The organism is Leifsonia sp. (genome assembly GCF_051955155.1).
In the GTDB taxonomy this organism is placed as follows: domain Bacteria; phylum Actinomycetota; class Actinomycetes; order Actinomycetales; family Microbacteriaceae; genus Leifsonia.
Genome location: NZ_JBQCGZ010000087.1, coordinates 1 through 23,817, shown reverse-complemented (window position 1 = coordinate 23,817; position 23,817 = coordinate 1). Strand labels below are relative to the sequence as shown.

General features: G+C 72.3%; 21 protein-coding genes and 2 tRNA genes. 16 read left to right on the top strand and 7 right to left on the bottom strand.

The genetic code is table 11. The features are described 5' to 3' along the window. The first annotated feature begins 143 nt into the window (after positions 1–143). From ACTHMF_RS09285 to ACTHMF_RS09235, 11 genes are all read left to right on the top strand, one after another. A complete protein-coding gene (locus tag ACTHMF_RS09285) occupies positions 144–1,238 on the top strand; it encodes an ABC transporter permease (RefSeq protein WP_314149427.1) in 1,095 nt (364 codons plus the stop codon). A 1-nt stretch (position 1,239) separates the two neighbouring features. Continuing rightward, positions 1,240–2,295 carry an ABC transporter permease gene (locus tag ACTHMF_RS09280; RefSeq protein WP_314149426.1) on the top strand — a complete coding sequence of 352 codons (1,056 nt, stop codon included), beginning with the start codon at positions 1,240–1,242 and terminating at the stop codon, positions 2,293–2,295. After that, a complete protein-coding gene (locus ACTHMF_RS09275; RefSeq protein WP_314149425.1) occupies positions 2,292–3,980 on the top strand; it encodes an ABC transporter ATP-binding protein in 1,689 nt (562 codons plus the stop codon). Before ACTHMF_RS09280 ends, ACTHMF_RS09275 begins: the two co-directional genes overlap by 4 nt. A gap of 9 nt (positions 3,981–3,989) precedes the next feature. Next, positions 3,990–4,835 (top strand): ATP-binding cassette domain-containing protein, encoded by an 846-nt coding sequence (locus tag ACTHMF_RS09270; RefSeq protein WP_314149424.1) that lies wholly within the window; start codon positions 3,990–3,992, stop codon positions 4,833–4,835. A gap of 48 nt (positions 4,836–4,883) precedes the next feature. After that, positions 4,884–5,888 (top strand): D-isomer specific 2-hydroxyacid dehydrogenase family protein, encoded by a 1,005-nt coding sequence (locus tag ACTHMF_RS09265; RefSeq protein ID WP_440317204.1) that lies wholly within the window; start codon positions 4,884–4,886, stop codon positions 5,886–5,888. 79 nt (positions 5,889–5,967) lie between these two features. Then, positions 5,968–6,040: transfer RNA gene (locus ACTHMF_RS09260), tRNA-Asn, on the top strand. Positions 6,041–6,173: 133 nt separating this feature from the next. Then, positions 6,174–6,362, top strand: a complete 189-nt coding sequence (locus ACTHMF_RS09255) for a hypothetical protein (RefSeq protein WP_440317203.1) — start codon at positions 6,174–6,176, stop codon at positions 6,360–6,362. Between the two features lie 93 nt (positions 6,363–6,455). Continuing rightward, complete coding sequence (locus tag ACTHMF_RS09250; RefSeq protein ID WP_440317202.1) at positions 6,456–7,679, top strand: sensor histidine kinase; 1,224 nt, start codon at positions 6,456–6,458, stop codon at positions 7,677–7,679. Then, positions 7,676–8,338, top strand: coding sequence for a response regulator (locus ACTHMF_RS09245; RefSeq protein WP_440317201.1), 663 nt, complete (start codon positions 7,676–7,678; stop codon positions 8,336–8,338). Before ACTHMF_RS09250 ends, ACTHMF_RS09245 begins: the two co-directional genes overlap by 4 nt. Positions 8,339–8,504: 166 nt before the next feature. Beyond that, on the top strand, positions 8,505–8,816 hold the full coding sequence (locus ACTHMF_RS09240; RefSeq protein ID WP_440317200.1) for an SHOCT domain-containing protein: 312 nt from the start codon (positions 8,505–8,507) through the stop codon (positions 8,814–8,816). A 63-nt stretch (positions 8,817–8,879) separates the two neighbouring features. Continuing rightward, positions 8,880–9,758, top strand: a complete 879-nt coding sequence (locus tag ACTHMF_RS09235) for a sensor histidine kinase (protein ID WP_440317199.1) — start codon at positions 8,880–8,882, stop codon at positions 9,756–9,758. A 19-nt stretch (positions 9,759–9,777) separates the two neighbouring features. On the opposite strand, the gene def is transcribed toward ACTHMF_RS09235, so the two are convergent. Continuing rightward, complete coding sequence (gene def / locus ACTHMF_RS09230; RefSeq protein ID WP_440317198.1) at positions 9,778–10,344, bottom strand: peptide deformylase; 567 nt, start codon at positions 10,342–10,344, stop codon at positions 9,778–9,780. A 40-nt stretch (positions 10,345–10,384) separates the two neighbouring features. On the opposite strand from def, the gene ACTHMF_RS09225 reads away from it, so the two are divergent. The 3 genes from ACTHMF_RS09225 (at position 10,385) to ACTHMF_RS09215 (ending at position 12,750) form a co-directional block, all read left to right on the top strand. Next, positions 10,385–11,350 (top strand): DMT family transporter, encoded by a 966-nt coding sequence (locus ACTHMF_RS09225; RefSeq protein ID WP_314149560.1) that lies wholly within the window; start codon positions 10,385–10,387, stop codon positions 11,348–11,350. A 56-nt stretch (positions 11,351–11,406) separates the two neighbouring features. After that, a complete protein-coding gene (locus tag ACTHMF_RS09220) occupies positions 11,407–12,660 on the top strand; it encodes a glycosyltransferase (RefSeq protein ID WP_440317197.1) in 1,254 nt (417 codons plus the stop codon). A 16-nt stretch (positions 12,661–12,676) separates the two neighbouring features. Next, positions 12,677–12,750, top strand: a tRNA-Ile gene (locus ACTHMF_RS09215). Between the two features lie 13 nt (positions 12,751–12,763). On the opposite strand, the gene ACTHMF_RS09210 is transcribed toward ACTHMF_RS09215, so the two are convergent. After that, positions 12,764–15,127 (bottom strand): LamG-like jellyroll fold domain-containing protein, encoded by a 2,364-nt coding sequence (locus ACTHMF_RS09210; protein ID WP_440317196.1) that lies wholly within the window; start codon positions 15,125–15,127, stop codon positions 12,764–12,766. 213 nt (positions 15,128–15,340) lie between these two features. Further along, the gene (locus ACTHMF_RS09205; RefSeq protein ID WP_440317195.1) at positions 15,341–15,850 is read right to left on the bottom strand and encodes a hypothetical protein; all 510 of its coding nucleotides are present in this window, start codon (positions 15,848–15,850) and stop codon (positions 15,341–15,343) included. 176 nt (positions 15,851–16,026) lie between these two features. On the opposite strand from ACTHMF_RS09205, the gene ACTHMF_RS09200 reads away from it, so the two are divergent. Together ACTHMF_RS09200 and ACTHMF_RS09195 are read left to right on the top strand one after the other, a co-directional pair. Continuing rightward, positions 16,027–16,584: a hypothetical protein gene (locus ACTHMF_RS09200; protein WP_440317194.1), complete on the top strand. Its 558-nt coding sequence runs from the start codon at positions 16,027–16,029 to the stop codon at positions 16,582–16,584. Between the two features lie 9 nt (positions 16,585–16,593). Then, complete coding sequence (locus tag ACTHMF_RS09195; protein WP_440317193.1) at positions 16,594–17,181, top strand: 4'-phosphopantetheinyl transferase family protein; 588 nt, start codon at positions 16,594–16,596, stop codon at positions 17,179–17,181. Here ACTHMF_RS09195 and ACTHMF_RS09190 read toward each other — a convergent pair. The 4 genes from ACTHMF_RS09190 to ACTHMF_RS09175 form a co-directional block, all read right to left on the bottom strand. Continuing rightward, on the bottom strand, positions 17,151–18,467 hold the full coding sequence (locus ACTHMF_RS09190; protein WP_314149434.1) for a M1 family metallopeptidase: 1,317 nt from the start codon (positions 18,465–18,467) through the stop codon (positions 17,151–17,153). The two genes, ACTHMF_RS09195 and ACTHMF_RS09190, sit on opposite strands and share 31 nt — an antisense overlap. Further along, positions 18,464–22,402 (bottom strand): Pls/PosA family non-ribosomal peptide synthetase, encoded by a 3,939-nt coding sequence (locus ACTHMF_RS09185; protein ID WP_440317192.1) that lies wholly within the window; start codon positions 22,400–22,402, stop codon positions 18,464–18,466. Before ACTHMF_RS09185 ends, ACTHMF_RS09190 begins: the two co-directional genes overlap by 4 nt. A 40-nt stretch (positions 22,403–22,442) precedes the next feature. Then, positions 22,443–22,805 carry a hypothetical protein gene (locus tag ACTHMF_RS09180; RefSeq protein WP_440317191.1) on the bottom strand — a complete coding sequence of 121 codons (363 nt, stop codon included), beginning with the start codon at positions 22,803–22,805 and terminating at the stop codon, positions 22,443–22,445. A gap of 592 nt (positions 22,806–23,397) precedes the next feature. Further along, positions 23,398–23,817, bottom strand: a 420-nt coding sequence (locus ACTHMF_RS09175) for a hypothetical protein (protein ID WP_440317190.1), incomplete at its 5' end; no start/stop codon positions are given.

The window sequence follows — 23,817 nt, the reverse complement described above, 5'->3', positions numbered from 1 at the left end:
GGCCGCCGAAAGGAGGTTGCCCGGTGGGTTCATGTACCGAACGGCCGCGGTTTCGAAGGGCACGGCCGCGCGGCACGCCCTTTTGGGGGGGGGGTCGATTCGGATCGCCGCCCCCTCCCACGAACCACCCACGATTGGCTTCCATGACAGCGACGGTCAGCGGGCCTGAGGCGCCGACGGCGCCCGGCCCCGAACGAACCAAGGCGCGGCGTTCCGGAGGCGGCCTCGGCCGCTACATCCTCGTCCGCGCCCTCCTCATCATCCCCACGATCTTCATCCTGGTGACGGTCGTCTTCTTCCTGATGCGCTCCACCGGCGACCCGATCACCGCGGCGCTCGGCGGCAAGCTCCCGCCCGCCCAGCTGCAGCAGCGCATCCACGAGGCCGGCTACGACCGGCCGCTCATCGTCCAGTACGTCGAGTACCTCGGACAGATCCTGCGCGGCGACTTCGGGACGACGTTCACCGACCACCAGCCGGTGACCCAGGTGCTGCTCACGTACGGCGCCGCGACCCTGGAGCTGGCGTTCTACGCGCTCATCGTCGCGTTCATCGTCGGCATCCCGCTCGGGATGGTCGCCGCGTACTACCGCGACCGCTTCGGCGACGCCGCCCTGCGCGTGTTCGCGATCCTCTGCTACGCGACCCCGGTGTTCTTCGCCGGCATGGTGCTGAAGCTGGTCTTCTCGGTCTGGCTCGACTGGCTCCCGGTCGCCGGGCGCGCGTCCACGAGCTCGGAGATCGAGATGCAGACCCTCGAGAACAAGACCGGGATCTACCTGATCGACGCGTTCCAGACCGGCGACCCCGCCGTCGTCGCCGACGTGCTGCTGCACGCGGTGCTCCCGGCGGTCACCCTGGGCCTGCTGACGGCCGGCATCTTCCTGCGCCTGGTGCGCACCAACGTCATCGGGACGCTGTCGACCGATTACGTGGATGCGGCCCGGTCGCGCGGCGTCCGCGAGAGTCGGCTGGTGCGCAAGCACGCCTACCGGCCGGCGCTCATCCCGATCATCACCGTGATCGGCCTGCAGATCGCGCTGCTGCTCGGCGGCGCGATCCTCACCGAGACGACGTTCGAGTGGAAGGGCCTCGGCTTCCAGCTCTCGCACTACCTGCAGTCGCGCGACTTCGTCGCCGTGCAGGGACTCGTCGTCCTGCTCGCCGTGATCGTCGCCGTGACGAACTTCATCGTCGACATCATCGCGGCCCTCATCGACCCGAGAGTGAGGTACTGACATGGCCTCGGGCAAGCGCACCATCTGGAGCCGCCTCCCTGTCGTCCACCAGCTGCGCCAGTCCGTCGGGCTGCAGCGCGGGATGCTCATCGCCGGCCTGTCGCTGACCGGCCTGTTCATCCTCATCGCGGTGTTCGCGCCGCTGATCGCCCCGTACGGGTTCGCGCAGCTGAAGGACGCGAACGGCCAGTTCGGCTCGCAGCAGCCGCCGAGCGCAGCGCACATCTGGGGCACCACCGTCGGCGGCTACGACGTGTTCTCGCGCGTGATCTGGGGAGCGCAGACCGCGATCCTGGTGATCGTCGTCGCGGTCATCCTCTCGATCTTCGCCGGCGTGATCCTGGGCCTGGTGTCCGGGTACTTCGGCGGCTGGGTGGACCGGGTGCTGGTCGTGATCGCCGACGCGATCTATGCCTTCCCGTCCCTGCTGCTGGCGATCGTCATGGCCATCGTCATCTCGGGCGGCCAGTCCAGCCTGTGGGGCGGCATCCTGGCGGCGGCGATCTCGATCACCGTGGTCTTCATCCCGCAGTACTTCCGGGTCATCCGGTCCGAGGTCGTACGGATCAAGTCGGAGGCGTACGTCGAGTCGGCCAAGGTGGTCGGAGCGAGCCACGGCCGGATCATGTTCCGGCACGTGCTGCGCAACTCCACTAGGACGCTTCCGCTGATCTTCACGCTGAACTCCTCGGAGGCGATCCTGACGCTCGCGGCGCTCGGCTTCCTCGGCTTCGGCATCGAGCCGACGGCCGCCGCCGAGTGGGGCTACGACCTCAACAAGGCGCTCTCCGATGTCACCAGCGGGATCTGGTGGACGGCGATCTACCCCGGCCTCGCGATCGTCCTGGTGGTGCTCGGCATCACCCTGGTCGGCGAGAGCCTGAACGACCTGGCCGACCCGCGCCTGCGCGGCCGCCGCCGTGCCGCGGTGGCGTCCGGCGAGGTGGCCGAGACCTCCGTGGTCCCCGGCGGCCCGCTGCTCGCCGGTCCCGGCGGCCTGGACGGGCTCGAGGGCGGAGAGTCGTTCGACGAACACGGAATCGAGGTCAAGCCATGAGCGACGTCGTGCAGATCGACAACCTGTCGGTGTCCTTCGCCACCGACGCCGGCGCCGTCAAGGCCGTCGACGACGTGAGCCTGCGCGTCGCCCCCGGCGAGGTGCTGGCGATCGTCGGCGAGTCCGGCTCCGGCAAGACCGTGACCGCCAAGACCATCCTCGGCCTGCTCCCGGAGACGGCGACCGCCTCGGGCGCCGTCATCCTGCGCAGCAAGGACGGCACGAGCGAGGCTGACGTCGTCACGCTCTCCAAGAAGCAGCTGCGCGACGTGCGCGGGACCGACGTCGCGATGGTCTTCCAGGAGCCGTCGACGGCGCTGAACCCGGTGTACACGGTCGGCTGGCAGATCGCGGAGGGACTGCGGGCACACGGCTCGCTGTCCAAGAAGGAGGCGATGGCGCAGGCCGTCGAGATCCTCGGCCGGGTCGGCATCCCCGAGCCGGAGAAGCGGGTCAAGTACTACCCGCACCAGTTCTCCGGCGGCCAGAAGCAGCGCGTCGTGATCGCGATGGCGCTCGTGCTGAACCCGGGCCTGATCGTGGCGGACGAGCCGACGACCGCGCTGGATGTGACGGTCCAGGCCGAGATCCTCGACCTGCTCCGCCGCTGCCGCGACGACTTCGGCGCCGCGATCGTGCTGATCACCCACAACATGGGCGTCGTCGCCGACCTCGCCGACCGGGTGGCCGTGATGTACCAGGGCAAGCTCGTGGAGGAGGCGGATGCGCGCACGCTGTTCGCCGCACCGCAGGCCGAGTACACGAAGAAGCTGCTGGCGTCCGTCCCGAAGATCGGGCAGGGCCGCATCGCGACCGAGGAGCGCGCGATCGCGCGCGCCGAGCGCCCGGAGGAGGCCGCTGTCGTCCGCGCGCGCGACCTGCGCATCCAGTACCCCGGCCGGCTCGGCCGCCCCGGGTTCGTCGCGGTGGACGGCGTCTCGTTCGACATCCGGCCGGGCGAGGTGCTCGGCCTGGTCGGCGAGTCCGGCTCGGGCAAGACCACCATCGGCCGCGCGATCGCCGGGCTGAACAAGGTGACCGACGGGTCGCTGCAGGTGCTCGGCATCGAGATGAACGGCGTCCGCGAGCGGCAGTTCCGCAAGGTCCGCGAGCGGATCGGGTTCGTCTTCCAGGACCCGGCGTCCAGCTTCAACCCGCTGCTCACGATCGCCGACTGCGTCGCGGAGCCGCTTGTCGTGCACGGCAAGGCGTCGTCGCCGTCCGCGGCGCGCTCGCGCGTCGACGAGTTGCTGGAGGCGGTGCAGCTGCCGCGCAGCTACGGCGACCGCTTCCCGCACGAGCTCTCCGGCGGGCAGCGCCAGCGTGCCAGCCTCGCCCGCGCGCTCGCGCTCGAGCCGGAGCTGCTGATCGCGGACGAGCCGACCTCGGCGCTCGACGTCTCGGTGCAGGCGCGCGTGCTTGAGCTGTTCGCCGACCTGCAGCGCGAGTTCGGTTTCGCCGCACTGTTCATCAGCCACGACCTCGCGGTCGTCGACCTGCTGGCGGACCGCATCGCCGTGCTGCACCGCGGCAGGCTGGTGGAGGAGGGCACGGGCGCCGAGGTGCTCGGCAACCCGCGCGAGGCGTACACGCAGCGGCTGCTCGCGTCCCTCCCGGTGCCGGATCCGGTCGAACAGGCCGACCGGCGGGAGGCGCTGCGCGCTCTGCGCGGGGAGAGCGCCTAGGCTCGAAATGTGAGTTCCGAGCCCGCGATCAGCGCCAGCGATCTGTCCGTCGAATACCCCGCGCGGGGCGCCAGCCCGTCCTGCGTCGCCCTGCGCGGGGTGTCCTTCCGGCTCGAACCCGGCCAGTCGCTCGGCGTGCTCGGCGAGACCGGCTCCGGCAAGAGCACGCTGGCCGCTGTCCTCGCCGGCCGTGCGCTCCCGGTCCGCTCCGGGGAGCCCGGCCCGCGGATCAGCGGGGGAGAGGCCACCGTCCTGGGCCACTCGCTGCGCAAGGCGCGCAAGCGCGACGTGGCAGAAGTGACCTTCCACGTCGGCTACCTCCCGCAGGAGGCCGCCGCCTCCCTCGAACCGTCGCTGACGGTGCAGGACAACGTGTCGCTGCCGATCTTCGAGCGCGACGAGCACTATTCGCGGCGCGCGGCGGGAGAGCGCGCGGCGCTGATGCTGGACACCGTGCACCTGCCGCTCAGCGTGCTCGGCAAGTACCCGTACGAGCTGAGCGCCGGCCAGCGGCAGCGCGTCGCGCTCGCCAGGGCGCTCGTGCTCGGCCCGCGCATCCTGATCGCGGACGAGCCGACCGCCGGCATCGACGCGACCGTCCGGGACGCCGTGATCGATCTGCTCGGCCAGCTGCGCTCGCACGAGGGCTTCAGCGCGGTCGTCGTCAGCCACGACCTCGCCGTGCTCCGGCGCGCCACCGACGTCTCGCTCGTCCTCCAGGGCGGCCGGCCGGTCGGCTACGGGCCGATCGAAGACGTGCTGTCCGACCCGGCGCATCCCTACGTGAAGGGACTGGCCGAGGCCCTCGGGCCGCCCCAGCGGCGCACCGCCCGCCGCCCGCAGTCCGCCCGCTGACCGGACACGCCAGCCCCGTACACCACCCGACCGCACCGGAGACCGTTCATGCCCGAGAACCAGACCGTCCAGCACCGCGCCGTCCTCGCGGTCGACGCCCAGCAGCTCCCCGCCGACCAGCGCCCGGAGCCCGGCCCGATCGCGGTGCTCCCGCAGGCGGAGCCGGCGTTCGTCGCCGCCGTCGAGGAGGCGGGAGGCACCGTCGAGCCGCTCTCGGACCGCACCCGCGGCGTCGTCTGGCTGTCGTACAAGGACGCCGCGGACTTCCCGCCGGTGCTGGAGGCGCATCCCGGCATCGGCTGGGTGCAGCTCCCGTTCGCCGGCGTCGACGCCTTCGCGGGCATCCTCGCGGCGGAGGACCGGCCCGGCCTGGTCTGGACGAGCGCGAAGGGCGCGTATGCGCAGCCGGTCGCCGAGCACGCCCTCGCGCTCACGCTCGCGCTGCTGCGCGTGCTGCCGAAGCGCGTGCGGGCGCGCAGCTGGGGGACGGTGCAGGAGGGGACGTCGCTGTACGGGCTGGACGTGGTGATCGTCGGCGCCGGCGGAATCGCGCTCGAGCTGATGCGGCTGCTCGCGCCGTTCGAGGCCCGCGTCACGATCGTCCGGCGCTCGGCGGAGCCGGTGCCGGGCGCGGTGCGCACCGTGACCGCCGACCGGCTGCGCGAGGTGCTGCCGACCGCGGACGTCGTCGTCGTGGCAGCCGCGCTGACCGGAGGGACACGGCACCTCTTCGGCGCGGAGGAGTTCGCGCTGATGAAGCCGACCGCCCAGCTGGTCAACATCGCCAGGGGCGGCCTGGTCGACACCGACGCGCTCGTGACCGCCCTGCGCGACGGCGAGATCGCCGGCGCCGGGCTCGACGTGACCGATCCGGAGCCGCTCCCGGACGGCCACCCGCTCTGGGACGAGCCGAACTGCCTGATCACCCCGCACCAGGCGGACACGCCGGAGATGGTGGCCCCGCTGCTGGCCGAGCGCATCCGCCTGAACGTCGCCGCGTTCCTCGGCGACGGCCGGTTCGTCGGCCTCGTCGACCCGCGCGCCGGCTACTGACCAGCGACGCGCGCGGGATGCGCCGCCGATTTCTCGCCCGGCCGGAATCCTTGCTAGAGTAGCTTCGCTGATCAAGCATTCCTCGATAGCTCAATTGGCAGAGCAGCCGGCTGTTAACCGGCAGGTTCTTGGTTCGAGTCCAAGTCGGGGAGCCCGTGACGAAGGCCCCGGTCCCGCGAAAGCGCGACCGGGGCCTTCGTGCGTGCGGCCCATGCCCCGGGCGGAATACGTCCGGCGCAGATCCGGGGGATGCCCAGCGGGCGGCGGCGTGGGTAGCATCCGGCTATGGACGAGAGGGAACACCGACGGGACGAGCCGGACGAGCCCGTCGAGGACTACGAGAACGACGCCGACGAGGTGCGGGCGTCGCTCGAACGCGAGGCCGGGCTGACCGCGTTCGGCGGACCGGCCTTCGGGCGGATCTTCGACAACCCGGACGACGACGGCGGCTTCGACGCGCAGCACAACCCGTGAGCCGCTGAGCGCCCGCTTCGTACTCCCCGGGGAGCAGCCGCGAGACTCCCGCGGGCGCACGAGCGCGCGCCGTGCGCTCGTTAGCATGGGAGGATGCCCCGCACCCGGTCGGACGACAGCCGTCTCCGCGGCGCGCCCTGGCACGCGGAGAGCGGCGGCGACGGGCGCGTGACGGGCTGGATGGAGGGGCGCAGGCCGCGCGGGACGGGATGGTTCCCCGCCGCCCTCGCCGCGCTCATCCAGCTGCCCGGCGTCGTCATCGCGGTGCACGACGTCCAGACCGCGCCGGCGACGGCCGCCGCCGTGCTGGTGGCCTTCGCCTCCTCGTTCCTGCTGCTGCTCGGCCGTGCGCACCCCGGGCCGACGCTGGTCGCGGTCGCGGTGCTCTGCGCGCCGGCCATCGCCATCACCCTCGGGCCGCCGTTCGCCGCCGTGCCGCTCGCGTTCGCGATCGTCGGCGCCGTCGTGCGAGGCGCCCGGGTGTGGGCGTGGTGGACGGTCGCCGGGCTCGGCGTCGCGGGACCGGTCGGCGCGTACGTGCTCATCGGGCGGCCGGAGGCGGTCATCCGGCCGCTGATCATCGCGCTCGTGCTGACGCTGCTCGTCGGCGTCGGCGAGGCGATCCGGGGCCGGCGCGAGCGCTACCGGGAGCTGTCCCGGCAGGTCGCCGCGCGCAGGGAGGCGGCTGCCGAGGCCGAACGGCTGCGCATCGCGCGCGAGCTGCACGACGTGCTCGCGCACTCGCTCTCCCAGATCAGTGTCCAGGCGGGCGTCGGCCTGCACCTGTTCGACAGCAGGCCGGACAAAGCGAAGGAGAGCCTGGAGGCGATAAAGACGGTCAGCAGCCAGGCGCTCGAGGAGGTGCGCGGCGTGCTCGGCTTCCTCCGCGCCGACGGGCCGGCCGCGGCCAGGGCACCCGAGCCCGACCTCGCGCGCATCCCCGTCCTCGCCGACACCTACCGGCGCGCCGGGCTCGACGTGCGGCTGGAGGACGAGCTGCACAGCGTCCCGTCCGCGGCCAGCCAGCTCGCGCTCTACCGGATCGTGCAGGAGTCGCTGACCAACGTCGGCAGGCACGCCCAGGCGCGCTCCGTGCGCATCCGCCTCGCCGAGGACGACGCGGCTGGCGCCTACGTGCTCACCGTCTCCGACGACGGACGCGGGCTGCCGGAGGGCGGCGAGAGCGACGGCAAGGGGATGGTCGGGATGCGCGAGCGCGCGGAGCTGCTCGGCGGCAGCTTCCAGGTGCGCGCGACCGACGGCGGCGGGGTCACGGTGGAGGCGCGTATCCCGCGACGGACGGCGGAGGCCGCGTGATCCGGGTGCTGCTGGCGGACGACCAGCACCTGGTGCGGGCGGGGTTCCGGGCGCTGCTGGAGGCGGAGCCGGACATCGAGGTCGTCGGGGAGGCGGCGACCGGACGCGATGTCGTGGCGCTGGCGCGCGAGACCCGGCCCGACGTCGTGCTCATGGACATCCGGATGCCGGACGGCGACGGCCTCTGGGCGACCGGCGAGATCGTCGGAGACGCGGGGCTCGCCGGCACCCGCATCGTGGTCGTGACCACGTTCGAACTCGACGACTACGTCGCGCAGGCCATCGTCGCCGGCGCGAGCGGGTTCCTCGTGAAGGACACCGAGCCGGTGGAGCTGCTGCGCGCGGTGCGCGTCGTCGCAGCCGGCGACGCCCTGCTCTCGCCCGGCGTCACCCGGCGTCTGATCGAACGCGTCGCCGGCGGGCTGCGGCCGCCGCAGGACGATGCGGCGCTGACGGCGCTCACCGACCGGGAGCGCGAGGTGCTGGCGCTCGTCGGGCAGGGGCTGACGAACACGGAGATCGGCGAACGGCTGTACCTCAGCCCGCTGACGGCGAAGACGCACGTCTCGCGCATCATGACGAAGCTGGACGCCCGCGACCGGGTCCGCCTCGTGGTGATCGCCTACGAGACCGGGCTCGTCCAGCCCGGCTGGCGGTGACGCGGGCATCCTCGTGTCGCGTGGAGAACTCCGGACACGACGGGGTGATCCCGGGGGAGTACGGCAGGTGACTCTCCGGGGCGGATTCGGCGGGGGCGCCGCGCGGCGAGGCTGAGTGCATGGCCCGCGAGAGCCGCGGGCGACACTCTCCCTGATTGGACACGTCATGCTCAACGCACTGGCAACGAACGTCGTCCCCTGCGCCGTCACCTGGGGCGGCCCGTGGTTCGGCTGGTGGTGGATCTTCATCCCGATCTTCTGGATCGCCGTCTTCGCCCTCCTCTTCGGCTTCGCCGGCCGTCGCTGGCGCCGGGCCGCGGCGGCGCGCGGCGGCTACCCGGGCGGCTGGGGCCCGCAGTCGGCCACCCGCTCCGCCGAGCAGACCCTCGCGCAGCGCTACGCGAACGGGGACATCGACGAGCAGGAGTACCGCGCCCGGCTCGAGGTGCTGCGCGCCAACCGCTCCGACGGCGCCTGACCGGCGAGCGGCGCGGCCCGGGTATGATCGTCCGGGCCGCGCCGCGCGGCCGGAAGGACCCGTATGACCCCGCTCCTCGCCGTCGCAGCCGGCGTGCTGCTCGCCGCCGCGCTCGCCTTCCTCGTCCTCTGGCTCGTCGAGCGGGCCCGTCGCACGCGCATCGCCGAGACCCGCGAGGAGTCGGAGTGGGATCGCGTCGACCGGGAGCTGGAGCTGGCGGAGCAGGCCGGCCGGTTCCGGATCGTCGGCGAGCTCGCCGACGTGTCGGCGCAGGCGCTCGGGCGCCTGGTCTCGCAGGCGGAGGGGCTGCGCTACGCGGCGTCGGCCGACCCGGCCGCCGCCTCCCGGTCCGCCGCAGCGCTGGAGACCGCCGCCCGGGACGCGCTGGCCGACCTACGCCGGCTGCAGAACGTGGTGGGGGAGGGCGCGCAGGCCTCGCAGCCGCATCCCGAGCTGCACTCGGCGCGCGACCTGTTCCGGATCATGCGCGAGGCGGGCCTCGTCGTCACCTTCACCGAGACCGGAGAGCGCTTCGAGCTGCGCCAGGGCGCGGAGCTCGCGATCTTCCGCATCCTGCAGACGAGCCTCGGCAACGCCCTCGAGCACGGCGGCACCGGCACCACCGTCGCCGTGGCGTTCACCTGGACCGCGGACGGGCTCCAGGTCACCGTGGACGACGACGGCATCCGTGCCGCGGCGCGCCGGCAGGGCCTCGACCGCGAGGGCGTCGACCAGGCGACCGCGTACTCGTTCGAGGAGGATCTGCGCGCCATCACCGAGCATCTGGAGGGCGCAGGCCTGGCCGAGCTGCGCGAGCGCGCGGCGCTCTTCGGCGGCGTGCTGACGGCCAAGACCGTTCCCGGCGTCGGGTTCTCCCTCTCCGTGGTCTTCCCGAGCCTGCGCCACCACAACGGCGTGCACGGCGTTCCGCTGAGCCGCTGACCGGCGCCGCGGCCGGGCGTCAGTCCTCCAGGTGGTCGCGCCCCGGCAGCCAACTGAGCCCGGGGACGCCCCAGGAATTCTTGCGCTGCACCTTCGCCGCCGCCTTGCCGAACGGGTGCGCCAGCCGGTCGACGTAGAGGACGCCGTCCAGGTGGTCGTACTCGTGCTGGAAGATCCGGGCGAGCCAGCCCCCCGCTCGCACCTCGAAGCGCTGGCCGTCCAGGTCCGTCGCCTCCAGGATGACGCGCTCGGCGCGGCGCAGCGGGAACCGCTCGCCGGGGAAGGACAGGCAGCCCTCGGACTCGGTGTCCTCGTCGGGAGCGCCGAGCGCGAGCGGCGACTGCCAGAGCACGGGGTTGATCGCGACGCCGCGGTGCAGGACATCGTCGTCGTCCGTCCAGCCGTACACGAACAGCCGCAGCGGCACGCCGACCTGCGGAGCGGCGAGACCGACGCCAGGAGCCTCGTCCATCGTCTCGAACATGTCGGCGACCAGCGTCCGCAGCTCGTCGTCGATCTCGACGACGTCGGCGGCTCTGGCGTGCAGGACGGGGTCTCCGGTGATCCGGATCGGGAGGACGGCCATTCGGCAAGACTATCGGGATCATCTTCGGTAGGGTCGTGGAGTGGCTACGGAACTGATGGACGCGATCGAGCTGGCCTACCAGCCGAGTCAGCTCCTCGGCATCCCGGTCGCGCTCGTCGGCGCCTGCTTCCTCTCGATCGGTGCGCAGCTGCAGCACCACGGGGTGGCCAAGGTGGAGGCGCAGACGCAGGACGCCGCCTCCGGCCTCAACATGAAACAGCTCGGCCTGCTGCTCGCGCGGCCGTCGTGGGTGATCGGGACGCTGCTGCTCGGCCTCGCTATCGTGTTCCAGCTGGTCAGCCTCAAGCTCTCGCCGATCATCCTGGTGCAGCCGCTCGGCGTCGTCGGGCTCGTGATCACGAGCATCCTGAACGCCCGGCTGAGCGGGGTGAAGCTGAACCGGCAGTCGATCATCGCGATCTGCCTGTGCGTCGGCGGCGTCGGCGCGTTCGTGCTGATCGCCGCGGTGTTCGCGCAGGACCTGCCCGTGACGAACCGGTCGCTGATCGTGATCCTGATCATCCTGGCCGTCGTGCTGATCCTGTTCGTGCTTGCCTTCCTGTTCCTGCGGCACCGGTTCAAGGCGATCTTCTACATCGTCGGCGCCGGCGTGCTCTACGGCTTCGTCGCCACCCTCGCCAAGGTCGCCATCGACCGTATCTCGCACCGCGAGTGGGACTGGCTGCTCGTGCTGTGCATCATCGCCCTGCTGGCCGCCGCCGTGCTCGGCGCCTACTTCGTCCAGAACGCCTACTCGTCCGGCCCGCCCGACCTCGTCATCGCCGGGCTCACGGTGATCGACCCGCTCGTCGCGGTGACCATCGGCATCGTCGTGCTCGACGAGGCCGCCGGCGCGCCCTGGTGGGCGATGGTCGGCTTCGCGCTGACCGGTGCCGTCGCGATCTGGGGCGTCTTCCAGCTCTCGCGGCACCACCCGCAGGCGAACGGCGAGTCGCCCGTCACCGAGCGTCTTGCCGGTCCGGTGGAGGAAAGCAGCCTAGACTAGGCCGTTGAATCGACCGGGCCGACCCAGCCCGTCCACGACCGTAGGGACCTCACCACGTGCCTGATACGAGCGGAACGAACACGACCCCGCCCGCCCCGGCCCAGCGCAAGCCGCTGACCATCCTGATGGGATGCGACACCTTCCCGCCGGACGTCAACGGCGCCGCGCGCTTCGCGGAGCGCCTGGCCGCCGGCCTCGTCGAGCGCGGCCACGACGTGCACATCGTCGCCCCGGCCGCCAGCCGCAGGCACGGCACCTGGGTCGAGGAGCACGAGGGCAGGAAGATGACCGCCCACCGGCTCCGCAGCTGGCGCTGGTATCCGCACGACTGGCTGCGCTTCGCGCTGCCGTGGACGAGCAAGGCGAACGCCAGGCGCGTCCTGGACGAGGTGAAGCCGGACGTCGTGCACTTCCAGTCGCACATCGTGATCGGCCGCGGCCTCGCCTACGAGGCGCAGAAGCGCGGCATCCGCATCATCGCGACCAACCACGTGATGCCGGAGAACATCATCGAGTTCACGCGGCTGCCGAAGTTCCTGCACCACACCTTCGTGTCGCTGGCCTGGAAGGACGCCCGCAAGAGCTTCGACCGCGCCGAGGCGATCACCACGCCGACCCGGCGCGCGGCCGAGTTCCTGGAGAAGTCGACGGGGCTGCGCGGTGTGCACGCGATCTCCTGCGGCATCGACGCGCAGAACTACACGCCGGACTTCGCCCCGCGCGCGGACAACAGCATCCTCTTCGTCGGCCGGGTCACGGGCGAGAAGCAGATCGACGTGCTGCTGAAGGCCATGACGCTGCTGCCGGCGTCGCTCGACGCGAAGCTCGAGATCGTCGGCGGTGGCGACCAGCTGAAGAACCTGCAGTCGATGGCGGAGACCCTCGGCATCGCCGACCGGGTGACCTTCCTCGGCTACGTGACGGACGAGGAGCTGCGGGACGCGTACACGCGCGCGACGGTGTTCGCGATGCCGTCCATCGCGGAGCTGCAGTCCATCGCCACCATGGAGGCGATGGCGTCGGCCCTGCCGGTCGTCGCCGCGAACGCGATGGCCCTGCCGCACCTCGTCCACGACGGCGAGAACGGCCACCTGTTCCGCCCCGGCGACGCGCAGGACCTCGCGGACAAGCTGGAGAGCGTGCTCACTCTGCCGCAGGACGAGCTGGACGTGCTCAAGAACGCCTCGCTGCGGATCGTGGCCAGCCACGACATCCAGACCACGATCAGCACCTTCGAGAGCCTGTATCGTGGAGAGCCGGTGGCCGACCCGGTGACGGACGCGGCCCCCGGCGTGCCCGCCCCGGAGTGACGGGGAGGCACACCTCGGGGCGGTAGCTCAGCTGGTTAGAGCATCGGACTCATAATCCGCCGGTCACGGGTTCAAGTCCCGTCCGCCCTACCGAGAGCCCTCGTCAGTAGCCCGCCGCGTGATAGTGCGCGGCGACCGTCGCGGCGGACAGGACGCTCGGCGTGATCGAGACCTGGCCGATGCTTCCGGAGAAGAAGATGCTGGACGGGGCGGACGGCCAGCTGCCGAGCGTGTCGCCGCCGATCCGCCAGTAGCCGTTGTACGCCTGGGCGCTCGTCACGTCCGTCCTGCTGGCCACCTGGGCGCCGTCCACGTACAGCCGCATCCCGTTGGAGCCGAGCGAGGCGACCACCTGGTGCCAGGCGCCGTTCTTATAGCTGCCGGGCGAGTTGATGGTCTTCTGGCTGCCGGGATAGACGCCGAAGAACAGCCGGCCGCTGTTGTCCATGTAGATGTGGCGGTCGTAGCTGGACGAGTTCCAGCCGTTGCTGATCGAGTTGCCGAAGCCGATGATCTTCCCGCCCGAGCCGGTCGTGGTGCGGAACCACGCCTCGATCGTGAAGGTCTGCGGACCCGCGGCGGCCGTGCGCGTGGAAGCCCAGCCGTTCGAGGTCCCGTTGAAGGCGGCCGCGGGCACGCCGCTCACCGGTCCCGCCTGGTTCCTCGTCACGCCGGGCTGGGCGAGCAGGTCGTTCGTCCCGATGTGGTCGAACGCGGTGACGCCGCTCGGCTCGTTCAGCCGCCAGTACGCCGAGGCGCCGGAGGAGGACACCGCGTCGCCGTACGTGCCGGCGGATGCGGAGGACGCCACGGTCACGGTGTTGCCGGTCCGTCCGATCGCGTTGCCGTCCGGGTCGGTGACCGTCAGCCGGTAGGAGTGCGACGAGCCGGGGGCGAGGCCGGTGTCGGTGAAGCTCATCGGGCCGCGCGTCCAGAAGGTGTTCGCCTTCGTGGCCCGGTAGACCGGGCTCGCGGTGTTGCCATCACGCACGAGCGTGTAGGTGAGGGTGACGTTGTCGGGGTCGGAGGCCGACATCCAGTCGACGCGCACCTGGCCGGCGGCCTGGGAGCTCGCATCCGGCGTCACATCGGCGGTGGACTTGGGCCCCGCGGTGCTGCGGACCACGCTGTCGGCGGCGAAGCGGGCGAGACCGTACTGGGCGACCCCGTTCACGGAGGGGAACTCGCCGCCCATCGTCACGTACTGCCCGTTGCCGGTGACCGACCAGGCGGCCTGGTTCTGCCCCGTGTAGGTGCCGATCGCGAAGTCGGGGAACCAGTTCTGCAGCATCGGGGACGGCCGGCCCTTGAAGTTCGCGTAGGAGGTGTTGCCGTCGTTGGTGAGCGTCCCGGTGACGGCCTTCGAGAACGCCAGCGCGTGCCAGTTGAAGCGCGGGTTCACCTCAGGGAAGCCGCCGTTGACGTTCGAGCACATGTGCGGATGCCCGACGGCGTAGAGAAGCGTGTCCGTCGGGTACACCGAGTAGGTGTCGCCGTGGCAGTCCTCGATCCAGATCAGGTTGCCGTTGAGGTCGGCGGAGAAGCTGCCCTCCAGGTTGCCGCCGGAACCGAATACGTAGCCCGCACCGTAGACGCGGTCGCTGGAGGCGGCGAGACTCGTGATGCCGGCGTTCGCCCCGGCATCGCGCACCACGGACTCGACGGGGAAGGCCATGCTGGCTCCGGTGGCCGCCGACAGCATCCCGAGACCGTAGTGCGACGCGCCGTTGAGCTGGGTGAAGGGGCCGCCGGCGTACAGGCGGGTGCCGTCCGGGCTGATGGCCAGTGCGCTGACCGGGGCGTCGGCACTCGCGTTCCAGGACGTGACGACGGAGCCGGTGCTCGCGCTCAGCTGGACGAGGCGGGAGCGCGCGGTGCCGTTGACGCTGCTGAAGACGCCTCCGGCGTACACGCTCGTGTTCGTGACCGCGAGCGCGCGCACCTGCGCGTCGAAGACGGGCCGGAACGAGGTGATCGGTGTCCCGGTGGCGGTGCTGATCGCCATCAGCCGGTAGTACGAGGCGCCTCCGGCGGTGGTGAAGTCGCCGCCGACGTAGACGCGCGAGCCGTCGGGGGAGGCGGCGACGGCGCGCACCTGGGCGTTCAGCGGGATGTTGAACGTGGAGATCAGAGCGCCGGTGGTGACGTTGTAGGCGAGCAGGTTGGCGCGACCCACCGTGTTGCTTCCGGCGGGTGAGCCCGCCGGTCGCGCGGTGCTGAACTTGCCGCCGACGTAGACGGTGCTGCCCACGATCGCCTGCGACCAGGCGACGCCGTCGATCTGTGTCGTCGGCAGGACGCTTGCGTCGACCGTCGGCGGCGTGGCCGGGCTCGTCGGGTCGGGCGGCTGGGTGTCGGCCACGGCGGGCGCGCCGATCGCGAGCGAGGCGACGGCCAGGGCTGTCGCCGCGAGGAGGGAGGCGACGGCTGCCGGGCGGGTGCGCCTCCGGGTGTTCGGGTTGTTCATGCGACGGCCGTCCCCACTGTCGGATCCGTGCGAGTAGCTGTGTGGCGGTCGGCGGCGCTCCGGGGGGCGCCCCGGCTTACGAAGATGATGCTTGCTCAGGTTTTGTACGACCTTACACCGCGAACGCGCGCGCGGCACCCGGGGAGCGCGAAAAGGAGCCGGCGCCGCGGGGCGCCGGCTCCTGTCGTCCGGATGGGCGGTGCGGCCGCCCGCTCAGGCGGTGGGACGCGTGCGGGCCTTCGCCGCCGCGAAGTAGTCGTTCGCCGGCTTCAGGAAGATCAGGACGGTCGCGATCACGCCGAGCACGACCCGGACCGCGCCGAGGCCGTACCCGCCGACGATCCCGAACAGGGAGAGCACGGTGACGATCAGCAGCACGATCCGCGCCCAGTTCGCGCCGCGGCGCATGAAGACCGCGAAGATGACGTAGGCGGCGATGTAGAGGACACCGATCACCACGGAGATCGCAATGGACGCACCGATCGCGGCGCTGACCGCGCTGTCCGACACCTGTTGGCCCTGGCTGGCGAGCTGACGGCGCAGGTCGTCCGTGAGCGGGCCGATGGTGGCGACGGAGACGATGAGAGCGATGAGGCTGATGGCGGCGCTGGCGATATAGAGCCAGAAGGCCGCGTTCACCGGGGTGGGCGGCGTCGCAGGGACTCCGCCCACCGGGCCGGAGGATGCTGAGGATGCGGGGGAGCTCGGGGTCTGATCGGTCATCGCTTCTCCTGTTCACGTGCGCCGCGGCGCGGTCGACGGCGACACGATACGACCGTTTTCGATATCGAGCAATAGTCGACTCTGGGCGCTCGCTCCGCCGCGGAGGGTCACGGGAAGAATTCCGGAAGCGACGGCCACCCCTAGCCGCGCGGCGGCGAGGGCGTACGGTGTCCGGCATGAACACAACGGGATGGATCGTCCTCATCGTCGTGGTGGTGGTCGTGATCATCGCGATCATCGCCATCGCACTGACGGTGGGACGACGGCGCAAGCAGGAGCACGACCGCGAGCACGCGCAGGAGCTGCGCGAGGCCGCGCGCGAGGACGACCTGGCGGCGCGGGAGCGCGAGGCGGCGGCGTCGCGTGCGGCCGCGGACGCCAAGCAGGCCGAGGTGGACGCGGAACGGCGTCGGCGCGAGGCGGAGGCGCACGCCGCCGAGGCCGGCGAAGCGCGCGCAGCCGTCGACGAGAAGCTGTCGCGGGCCGACAAGGTGGACCCGGACGTCCGCACCGACCGCGACGGCAACCGGATCGACGACGGGCGCGGCTCCGCGAACGACCGGGCGGCGAGCGACCGGGCGGCGGCCGACGGCGCCGACCGCGGCTACGACGACCGGGCGGACGACGCCGTCCGCGAGCCGCGGCACGCCGAGCCCCGCATCGATGCGGGCGGCCCCGGCGGAGCGGGCACGACGGGCGACACGGACGTCCCGCCGCCGCGGCCCGCGCGTTAGCATCGAGGCGTGCTCCCGCTCGTCGTCCGCCCCCACGGCGCGGCGACGGGCGCGGTCATCGCGCGCCTCTCGCCCGGGGACCGGCGGCGCCTGGAGGCGCTCGACGGTCCCGCAGCGGCACGGTTCCTCTCCGGCAGGGACGCGCTCTACGCCGCGCTCGACACCGCCTGGCCGGACGCGCCGGCGAACGCGTGCATCGACGCCACGTGCCCGGACTGCGGGCTCGCGCACGGCCGGCCGCGCCTGACCGGACAGGCCGGGCCCCGCCTCGCGCTGAGCCATGCGGCCGGTCTCGCCTTCGCCGTCGCCGCCGACGGACCGGTCGGCATCGACGCGGAGCCGCTCGACGCCGACCCCCAGCAGGTCGCCGCCGCCGCCTCCCTCGCACCGGGTCCCGGCGACCCGCTGCTGCGCTGGACGGCGATCGAGGCGACGCTCAAGGCGGACGGCAGGGGCCTGCGCGTCGACCCGTCGGCGGTGCGGCTCGGGAACCGCCGTGCGGACCTGGACGGGGTGCGCTACCGCCTGGACGTCCGCCGCCTGCACGGCTGCCTGGTCACGATCGCTCAGGCGGTCAGCGACGGCAGGCGGGTCTGACGCAGCCAGGCGTCGAAGAACGCGTCGAGCGGCTCGGGGGAGAACCGCGCCGCCAGCTCCTCGAAGTCGGCGCCGACCGCCGTCCCGAACCGCCGCTCCGACGTCCACGCGCGCAGCAGCGCGAAGAACCGCTCGTCGCCGAGCCGCAGCCGCAGCGCGTGCAGCAGGCAGCCGCCGCGCTTGTAGACCCGGTCGTCGAACATCGAATCGACGCCAGGATCGCCGAGGACGATGTCCTTCGGCTTCGCCCGCAGCAGTGCGTGGTGGGTGCGCGCGAGCGTGTTCGCGGACGGGCCGCCGTCGAACTCCGACCACAGCCATTCCGCGTAGCAGGCGAAGCCCTCGTTCAGCCAGATGTCCCGCCAGGAGGCCACGCCGACGCTGTTGCCGAACCACTGGTGCGCGAGCTCGTGGGCGATCAGCCGGGTGGACCCGCCGCGGCCGTCCGCGTGCGACGATCCGAAGGTCGCCATCGCCTGCGCCTCCAGCGGGATCTCCAGCGGGTCCTCGGTCACCACGATCGTGTACGACGGGAACGGGTATGGGCCGAAGCGTTCCTGGAAGCACTCCAGCATCCTGCCGACCTGCCCGAAGTCGGCGAGCACGCGCCTGGCGAGAGGCGCCGGGTAGGCGATGACCCATTCGACGCCGGCGGTGCGCCGCGGTTCGATCACGTACCGCCCGATCTGCACCGCGGCGAGGTAGCTCGCGGTCGGCTCCTCGCGCTCGAACACCCACGTCCCGCGGCCGCCCGCGACGCTGTGCTCGACCAGCTCGCCGGTCGCGAGCACAGTGTACGGCTGCTCGGTGGTGACCCGGATGCGGTAGGCCGCCTTGTCGGACGGCCGGTCGTTGCACGGGAACCAGGTGGGTGCGCCGGAGGGCTGCGACGCCACGATCACTCCGTCCGTGAGCTCCTCCCAGCCCAGCGTCCCCCAGCGGGTGCGCCGCGGCACAGGCGAGCCGTCGTAGTCCACCTCGACGGTGAACTCGGCCCCGGCGGGGATCCGCGCGGCCGGCTTGATCCGCAGGTGGGTGGGGGACTGGCTGAACCGGGCGCGCTTGTCGCCGTCGACGCGCACGCGCTTGGCGCGCAGGTGCACGAGGTCGAGAACGATGGCGGGCAGGTCGATCTCAGCGCGCGCCCGGATGACGGCGGTGGCGTCCAGCCGGTTGGTCGCCACCTTGTAGCCGAGGTCGAGATCGTAGGAGAGCACCGAGTAGTCGAAGGTCCCGGAGCGCGGCAGGTAGGCGTGCAGGGCGGCGGCCTCCGGCGCGATGCTCATCGGGCCGCCCGGTAGTCGCGCACGACGACCTCGCGCCACGGCCCGATCGGGTTGCCGCTCCAGCGGCTGCGCGCCGGCACGGTCTCCCCGCGCATGACCAGGGAGGCGGGGCCGACCGTCGCGTCCGCGCCGATGGCGGCGGCGGGCAGGATGACGCTGTGCGGGCCGAGCGTCCCGCCCCGCTCGATGCTGACCTCGTCCATGCTCATGATTCGATCATGGAACAGGTGCGTCTGCACGACGCAGCCCCGGTTGACCGTGGATGCGTCGCCCAGCTCGACCAGATCCGCCTCCGGCAGCCAGTAGCTGTCGATCCAGACGCCGCGGCCGATCCGGGCGCCGAGGCTCCGCAGCCACCACACCAGGGCGGGCGTCCCTGCCGCCGCCCACGCGAACCAGGGAGCTGCGACCATCTCGGTGAACGTGTCCGACACCTCGCTGCACCACACGAACGACGACCACAGCGGGTGCTCGCCCGCGCGCAGCCTCCCGAGCAGCGCCCACTTGGCGACGGTGCTGATCCCGGCAGCCACGGCCCCGGCGATCATCAGGACCGGACCGCTGGCCACGATCGCCCAGCCGACGCCCGCCGCCTCGACGATTCCGGCGAGCGAGAACAGCACTGCCAGTCCGATCGCGCAGGTGACGAACACCGGCACAACGCGCAGCAGCTCCCAGAGCGCCCTGGCGACGCGCAGCCCGGTCGACGGCGCGTAGGTGCGGGCGAGGTCGGCGTCCTGCGGCTGCCTGCGCAGCCGGACGGGAGGCGAGCCGAGCCAGGAGGTGCCCGCCTTCGCCTTGCGCGGAGCGAACGAGAGCACGGCGACCAGGCCGTCCTTCGGCACCCGGTTGCCGCCGCCCGCCATGCCCGAGTTGCCGAGGAACGCCCGCGCGCCGATGTCGACGGCGGCGACCCGGACGTACCCGCCGCCGAGCTCGTAGGAGGCGACCAGGGTGTCGTCGGCGAGGAACGCGCCGTCCCTGATCCGCGTCATCGTCGGCAGCAGCAGCACCGTCGACGCCTCCACGTCGCGGCCGACGCGCGCGCCGAGCATCCGCAGCCAGAGCGGCGTGAACAGGCTCGAGTACAGCGGGAACAGGACCGTGCGGGCCGCGTCCAGCAGCCGCTCGGTCGACCAGACCTGCCAGCCGACCCTGCTGCGCACCGGGGACACGCCCTCGGTCACCCCCAGGCCGAGCAGCCGGACGAGGACGACGACGAGCCCGGCGAGCACGATCCCGGCGGCGAGCGTCGCCGGGACGAGTCCGGCCAGCGCGCGCAGCGCGGCATCGCCGAGGCCGTCCGCGCCGCGCAGCATCGCGGCCAGCACCAGGCCGCCCGCGGCGAACGCCAGCACCGGCACGAGGGAGACCACCAGCGACGCGGCCGCGTACGCCCAGAGCCAGCGGGTGCGGCGCTCCGGCCGCTCGGCCGGCCACCACTCGTGCGACCGGCCGACGCGCACGGCGGGGGAGCCCGCCCAGTTCTGCCCGGCGGGCACCCGCCCGAAGACGGCGGAGCCCGGGGCGACGGTGGCGTTCCTGCCGATCTTCGCCCCCGGCATCAGCGAGGATCGCGCGCCCACCGAACTGCCGGCTCCGATGCGGATCTCCCCGATCCGCACCAGGTCGCCGTCGATCCAGTACCCGGCGAGGTCGACCTCCGGCTCGACGGACGCGCCAGCGCCGATCCGCAGCATCCCGGTCACGGGCGGCAGCGCGTGCAGGTCGACGCCGGGCCCGATCTGCGCGCCGAGGGCGCGCGCGTAGTAGCTGATCCACGGGGCTCCGGCGAGGCTCGCCGCCCCGATCTGGTGCGCCACCTGCTCGGCCAGCCAGAGCCGCAGGTGCACGCCGCCGCCGCGCGGATAGTCGCCGGCGCGCACGCCGGCGAGCAGCAGCCGGGCGGCGACGACGGCGACGGCCATCCTGCCCCACGGCGTGACGAACACGAGCAGGCCGACGACCAGCCAGGCGAGGTCGACCGGAGGCAGGAAGCCGAACCCGCCGAGCGGGCGCAGCAAAGCCGCCGCCGTGAGCAGGTACAGCAGCCAGCGCACGCCGCTCAGGATGAACAGCGGGATGCCGAGCAGGGTCTGCAGCCACTGCATCCGCAGCGGTGTGCGCGGCACGACGTGGGTGGAGGCGGCCGACCCGGAGGTCGCACTGTCGGCGAGGGCCTCCACCATCGCACCGAAGCGCGGATGCGCGTACACGTCCGCGACCGTGACGTCGGGATGCCGGCGCCGGAGCAGCGAGACCAGCTGGGCCGCCGCGAGAGAGCCACCGCCCAGGTCGAAGAAGTTGTCGTCCGGTCCGCCCACCGGCAGCCCCAGCACGCTCCGCCAGTCGGCGGCCAGGGCGGCGGAGACCGGGTCGAGCGCCGGCGTGTCCGCCGCGGCCTCGTCGTCGATCGGCCAGGGCAGCGCAGCGCGGTCCACCTTGCCCGAGGTGCGCACCGGGAGCTCGTCCACCACCGCGAGCAGCGGCACGAGCGCCGCGGGCAGCTCCGCGCGGAGCGTCGCCAGCGCCTCCGTCCGGCTGAACACCGCCTGCTCCGGCACGGCGAGATAGCCGACCAGGATGTCGTTGCCGGCCGCGCTCCTGCGCACCGCGGCGGCGGCGCCGGAGACACCGGGCAGCTGTTGCAGCGCCGCCTCCACCTCGCCGAGCTCGATCCGGCGGCCGCCGACCTTAACCTGGTCGTCGGCTCTGCCCTGGTAGAACAGGCCGCCGCGGTCGAAGCGGACCAGGTCGCCGCTGCGGTACGCGCGCTCCCAGCCGAGCGCGGGCATCGGTGCGTACTTCTCGGCGTCCTTGGCGGGGTCCAGGTAGCGGGCGAGCCCGACGCCGCCGATGATCAGCTCGCCGGACTCGCCGTCGCCGACCGGGACGCCGCCCTCGCCGACCACCGCGAGGTCCCAGCCGTCCAGCGGCAGGCCGATCCGCACCGGCTCGCCCGCCGTGAGCAGGCTCGCGCACGCGACGACCGTCGCCTCGGTCGGGCCGTAGGTGTTCCAGACCTCGCGCCCCTCGACCGCGAGCCGGTTCACAAGCTCCGGCGGGCACGCCTCGCCGCCGAAGATCAGCATCCGGACCGTGTCCAGCGCCTCGACGGGCCAGAGCGCCGCGAGCGTCGGGACGGTGGACACGATGGAGATGCGACGCGCGGCGAGCCACGGGCCGAGGTCCATCCCGGTGCGCACCAGCGAGCGCGGCGCCGGCACCAGGCAGGCGCCGTGCCGCCAGGCCAGCCACATCTCCTCACAGGAGGCGTCGAAGGCGACCGAGAGCCCGGCCAGCACGCGGTCGCCCGGGCCGATCGGCTCGTCCTGCAGGAACAGCCGGGCCTCCGCGTCCACGAACGCCGCGGCCGAGCGGTGGCTGACCGCGACGCCCTTCGGAGTTCCGGTGGAACCGGACGTGAAGATGATCCAGGCGTCGTCCGCGGGCGTCGGCGGGTCGACGACCGGCTGAGCGGAGGTGCTCGGGTGCGCGGAGACGTCCGCCAGCAGCACCGGAGCGCCTAGGCCCGCGCTGTGTGCGCGGTAGCCGTCGTCGGTGACCACACCGCGGACGGCCGCCTCGCCGAAGACCAGCTCTGCGCGCTCCTCGGGGTCGTCGGCGTCGACGGGCACGTAGGCGGCTCCGGCCGCGAGCACCGACAGGATCGCCAGGTACAGCTCGCGGCTGCCCGAGGTCATCCGCACGCCGACCCGGTCGCCGCGGCGAACGCCGCCCTCGCGCAGCCGCGCCGCGGTCGCCAGCACGCGCGCGAGCAGCTCGCGGTAACTCAGGGCACCGTTCGCGTCCTCGATCGCCGAGGCCTCCGGGTAGTGCGCCGCCGTCTCGCGGAGGATGTCGACGAGGGTGCGCGGCGCGGGCGCGGCTGCGGAGCGGGAGAGGATGGCGTCGTGCCCGGCGTCGTCTGTCACGGGCGCCACCGTAGGAGCGACCGGTTACCGGCAGGTGAACTCAGCCCTCGCCGAGGGCGTGCAGCAGCTGCGCCTTGTTCATCCGGGAGTAGCCCTGGATGCCGCGCGCCTTGGCCCGGTCGCGCAGGTCGCGGAAGGTCGGGATGCCGGTGCTCGAGGGCACGGCGGCGGCCGCGGCCCGCTCCTTCGCCGCCTGCGCGGCCTGGCGCTGCGTCTTCTCGGTGCGGCGGAAGGCCTTCTTCGCATCCTTCTCGGCCTGGGCGAGCGCGGCGGCCAGCTCGTCCGCCTCCTTGCGGGCCTTCTTGTCGAGCTTCTTCACCAGGCGCTGCGCCTCGTCGACGGCCGTGCGCGCGGCGGCGATGGCCTTCTCCGCGTCCTTCTCGGCCTTCTTCTTCGTCGCCACGGCTCCTCCTTCGCAGGGCCTCCCCATCGGCGGGTCTCCGATGCGTCGAGGCCCACGATACGACCGGAGCGCTGCTGCGGGACTAGCCGATTTCAGCGGGCCAGCGTGCCGCCTCCCGACCGGCGATTCGTGACGAACGCCGTGCGTTCGTTACGAACCGCGCGCGTTCGTTACGAATCGCGCGCGTTCGTGACGAATCGAAGCCCGTACCTTCGCGCTGCCACGGGCCGGCTCTCACTTCGCCAGGCTGGTTGTGAGAAGCGGCTTCGGTCGGGGGGCCTCGAAGCACAGGCCTGGGCGGCGGCGTTCGAGGGTGAAATCGAGCGGGCAGTGTTTCCGCGGCAGGCTAGTCCTTTAACGTATCCGGGTGAACGGTCCGCGCTGGAACGACAGCGGGCCACGGATGTGCCACGCATGAGCTCGAGGTGGAGCGGTTGGACGCTCGGGCGTAGGCGCCGGAGGCGGTTAACGAGGCCCCGGCGATAGCCTTCGGCGTCGTGCACACCAGGAGTGTGCAGGAGCCCGACGTGCCTCCGGCGAACGGCTCCGCGCAGCGTGATCACGACGTCGCCTGCCTGCTGCTTTGGCGGCGCTAAGTCACCGGCTTTTGCTTACCCGCGTCTGGCCCATTCGCCTTCTCGAATTCGCGAATGCGGGCCTGGGCAGCAACCACCCGTCTGATTCCCTCGATGAGGAGAACGACGAACACGAGAACGGCAAGCCAAGTCCAGATGCTACCGCCCGCGACGATCACCGCCAACGAGATCACGAGCAGAATGCACGCGAAGACCAATAGGAACGTCCCAAAATTGCGAGCTCCCTCAAGATGAAGCCTCTGCATGATCAACGAAGACCCCGCCGTCTGCGTGGCCTTGGAACCGCGCCCAATAGGTTCAGTCACGACCGTGACACTACACCGCACAAACACCGGGTACATCCCCGGCGAACGACTCCACGTAGCTTGACCGGCCGATTCGTGACGAATGCCGCGCGGTCGCGCCGAAGCGCGCGC

Excerpts from the sequence above, each read along its gene's own strand:
- ACTHMF_RS09250 (WP_440317202.1), top strand. The coding sequence starts at position 6,456 with ATGCCCCGCACCCGGTCGGACGACAGCCGTCTCCGCGGCGCGCCCTGG.
- ACTHMF_RS09190 (WP_314149434.1), bottom strand. The coding sequence starts at position 18,467 with ATGAGCATCGCGCCGGAGGCCGCCGCCCTGCACGCCTACCTGCCGCGC.
- ACTHMF_RS09210 (WP_440317196.1), bottom strand. The coding sequence starts at position 15,127 with ATGAACAACCCGAACACCCGGAGGCGCACCCGCCCGGCAGCCGTCGCC.
- ACTHMF_RS09255 (WP_440317203.1), top strand. The coding sequence starts at position 6,174 with ATGGACGAGAGGGAACACCGACGGGACGAGCCGGACGAGCCCGTCGAG.
- ACTHMF_RS09280 (WP_314149426.1), top strand. The coding sequence starts at position 1,240 with ATGGCCTCGGGCAAGCGCACCATCTGGAGCCGCCTCCCTGTCGTCCAC.
- def (WP_440317198.1), bottom strand. The coding sequence starts at position 10,344 with ATGGCCGTCCTCCCGATCCGGATCACCGGAGACCCCGTCCTGCACGCC.
- ACTHMF_RS09235 (WP_440317199.1), top strand. The coding sequence starts at position 8,880 with ATGACCCCGCTCCTCGCCGTCGCAGCCGGCGTGCTGCTCGCCGCCGCG.
- ACTHMF_RS09205 (WP_440317195.1), bottom strand. The coding sequence starts at position 15,850 with ATGACCGATCAGACCCCGAGCTCCCCCGCATCCTCAGCATCCTCCGGC.
- ACTHMF_RS09265 (WP_440317204.1), top strand. The coding sequence starts at position 4,884 with ATGCCCGAGAACCAGACCGTCCAGCACCGCGCCGTCCTCGCGGTCGAC.
- ACTHMF_RS09200 (WP_440317194.1), top strand. The coding sequence starts at position 16,027 with ATGAACACAACGGGATGGATCGTCCTCATCGTCGTGGTGGTGGTCGTG.
- ACTHMF_RS09285 (WP_314149427.1), top strand. The coding sequence starts at position 144 with ATGACAGCGACGGTCAGCGGGCCTGAGGCGCCGACGGCGCCCGGCCCC.
- ACTHMF_RS09275 (WP_314149425.1), top strand. The coding sequence starts at position 2,292 with ATGAGCGACGTCGTGCAGATCGACAACCTGTCGGTGTCCTTCGCCACC.
- ACTHMF_RS09240 (WP_440317200.1), top strand. The coding sequence starts at position 8,505 with ATGCTCAACGCACTGGCAACGAACGTCGTCCCCTGCGCCGTCACCTGG.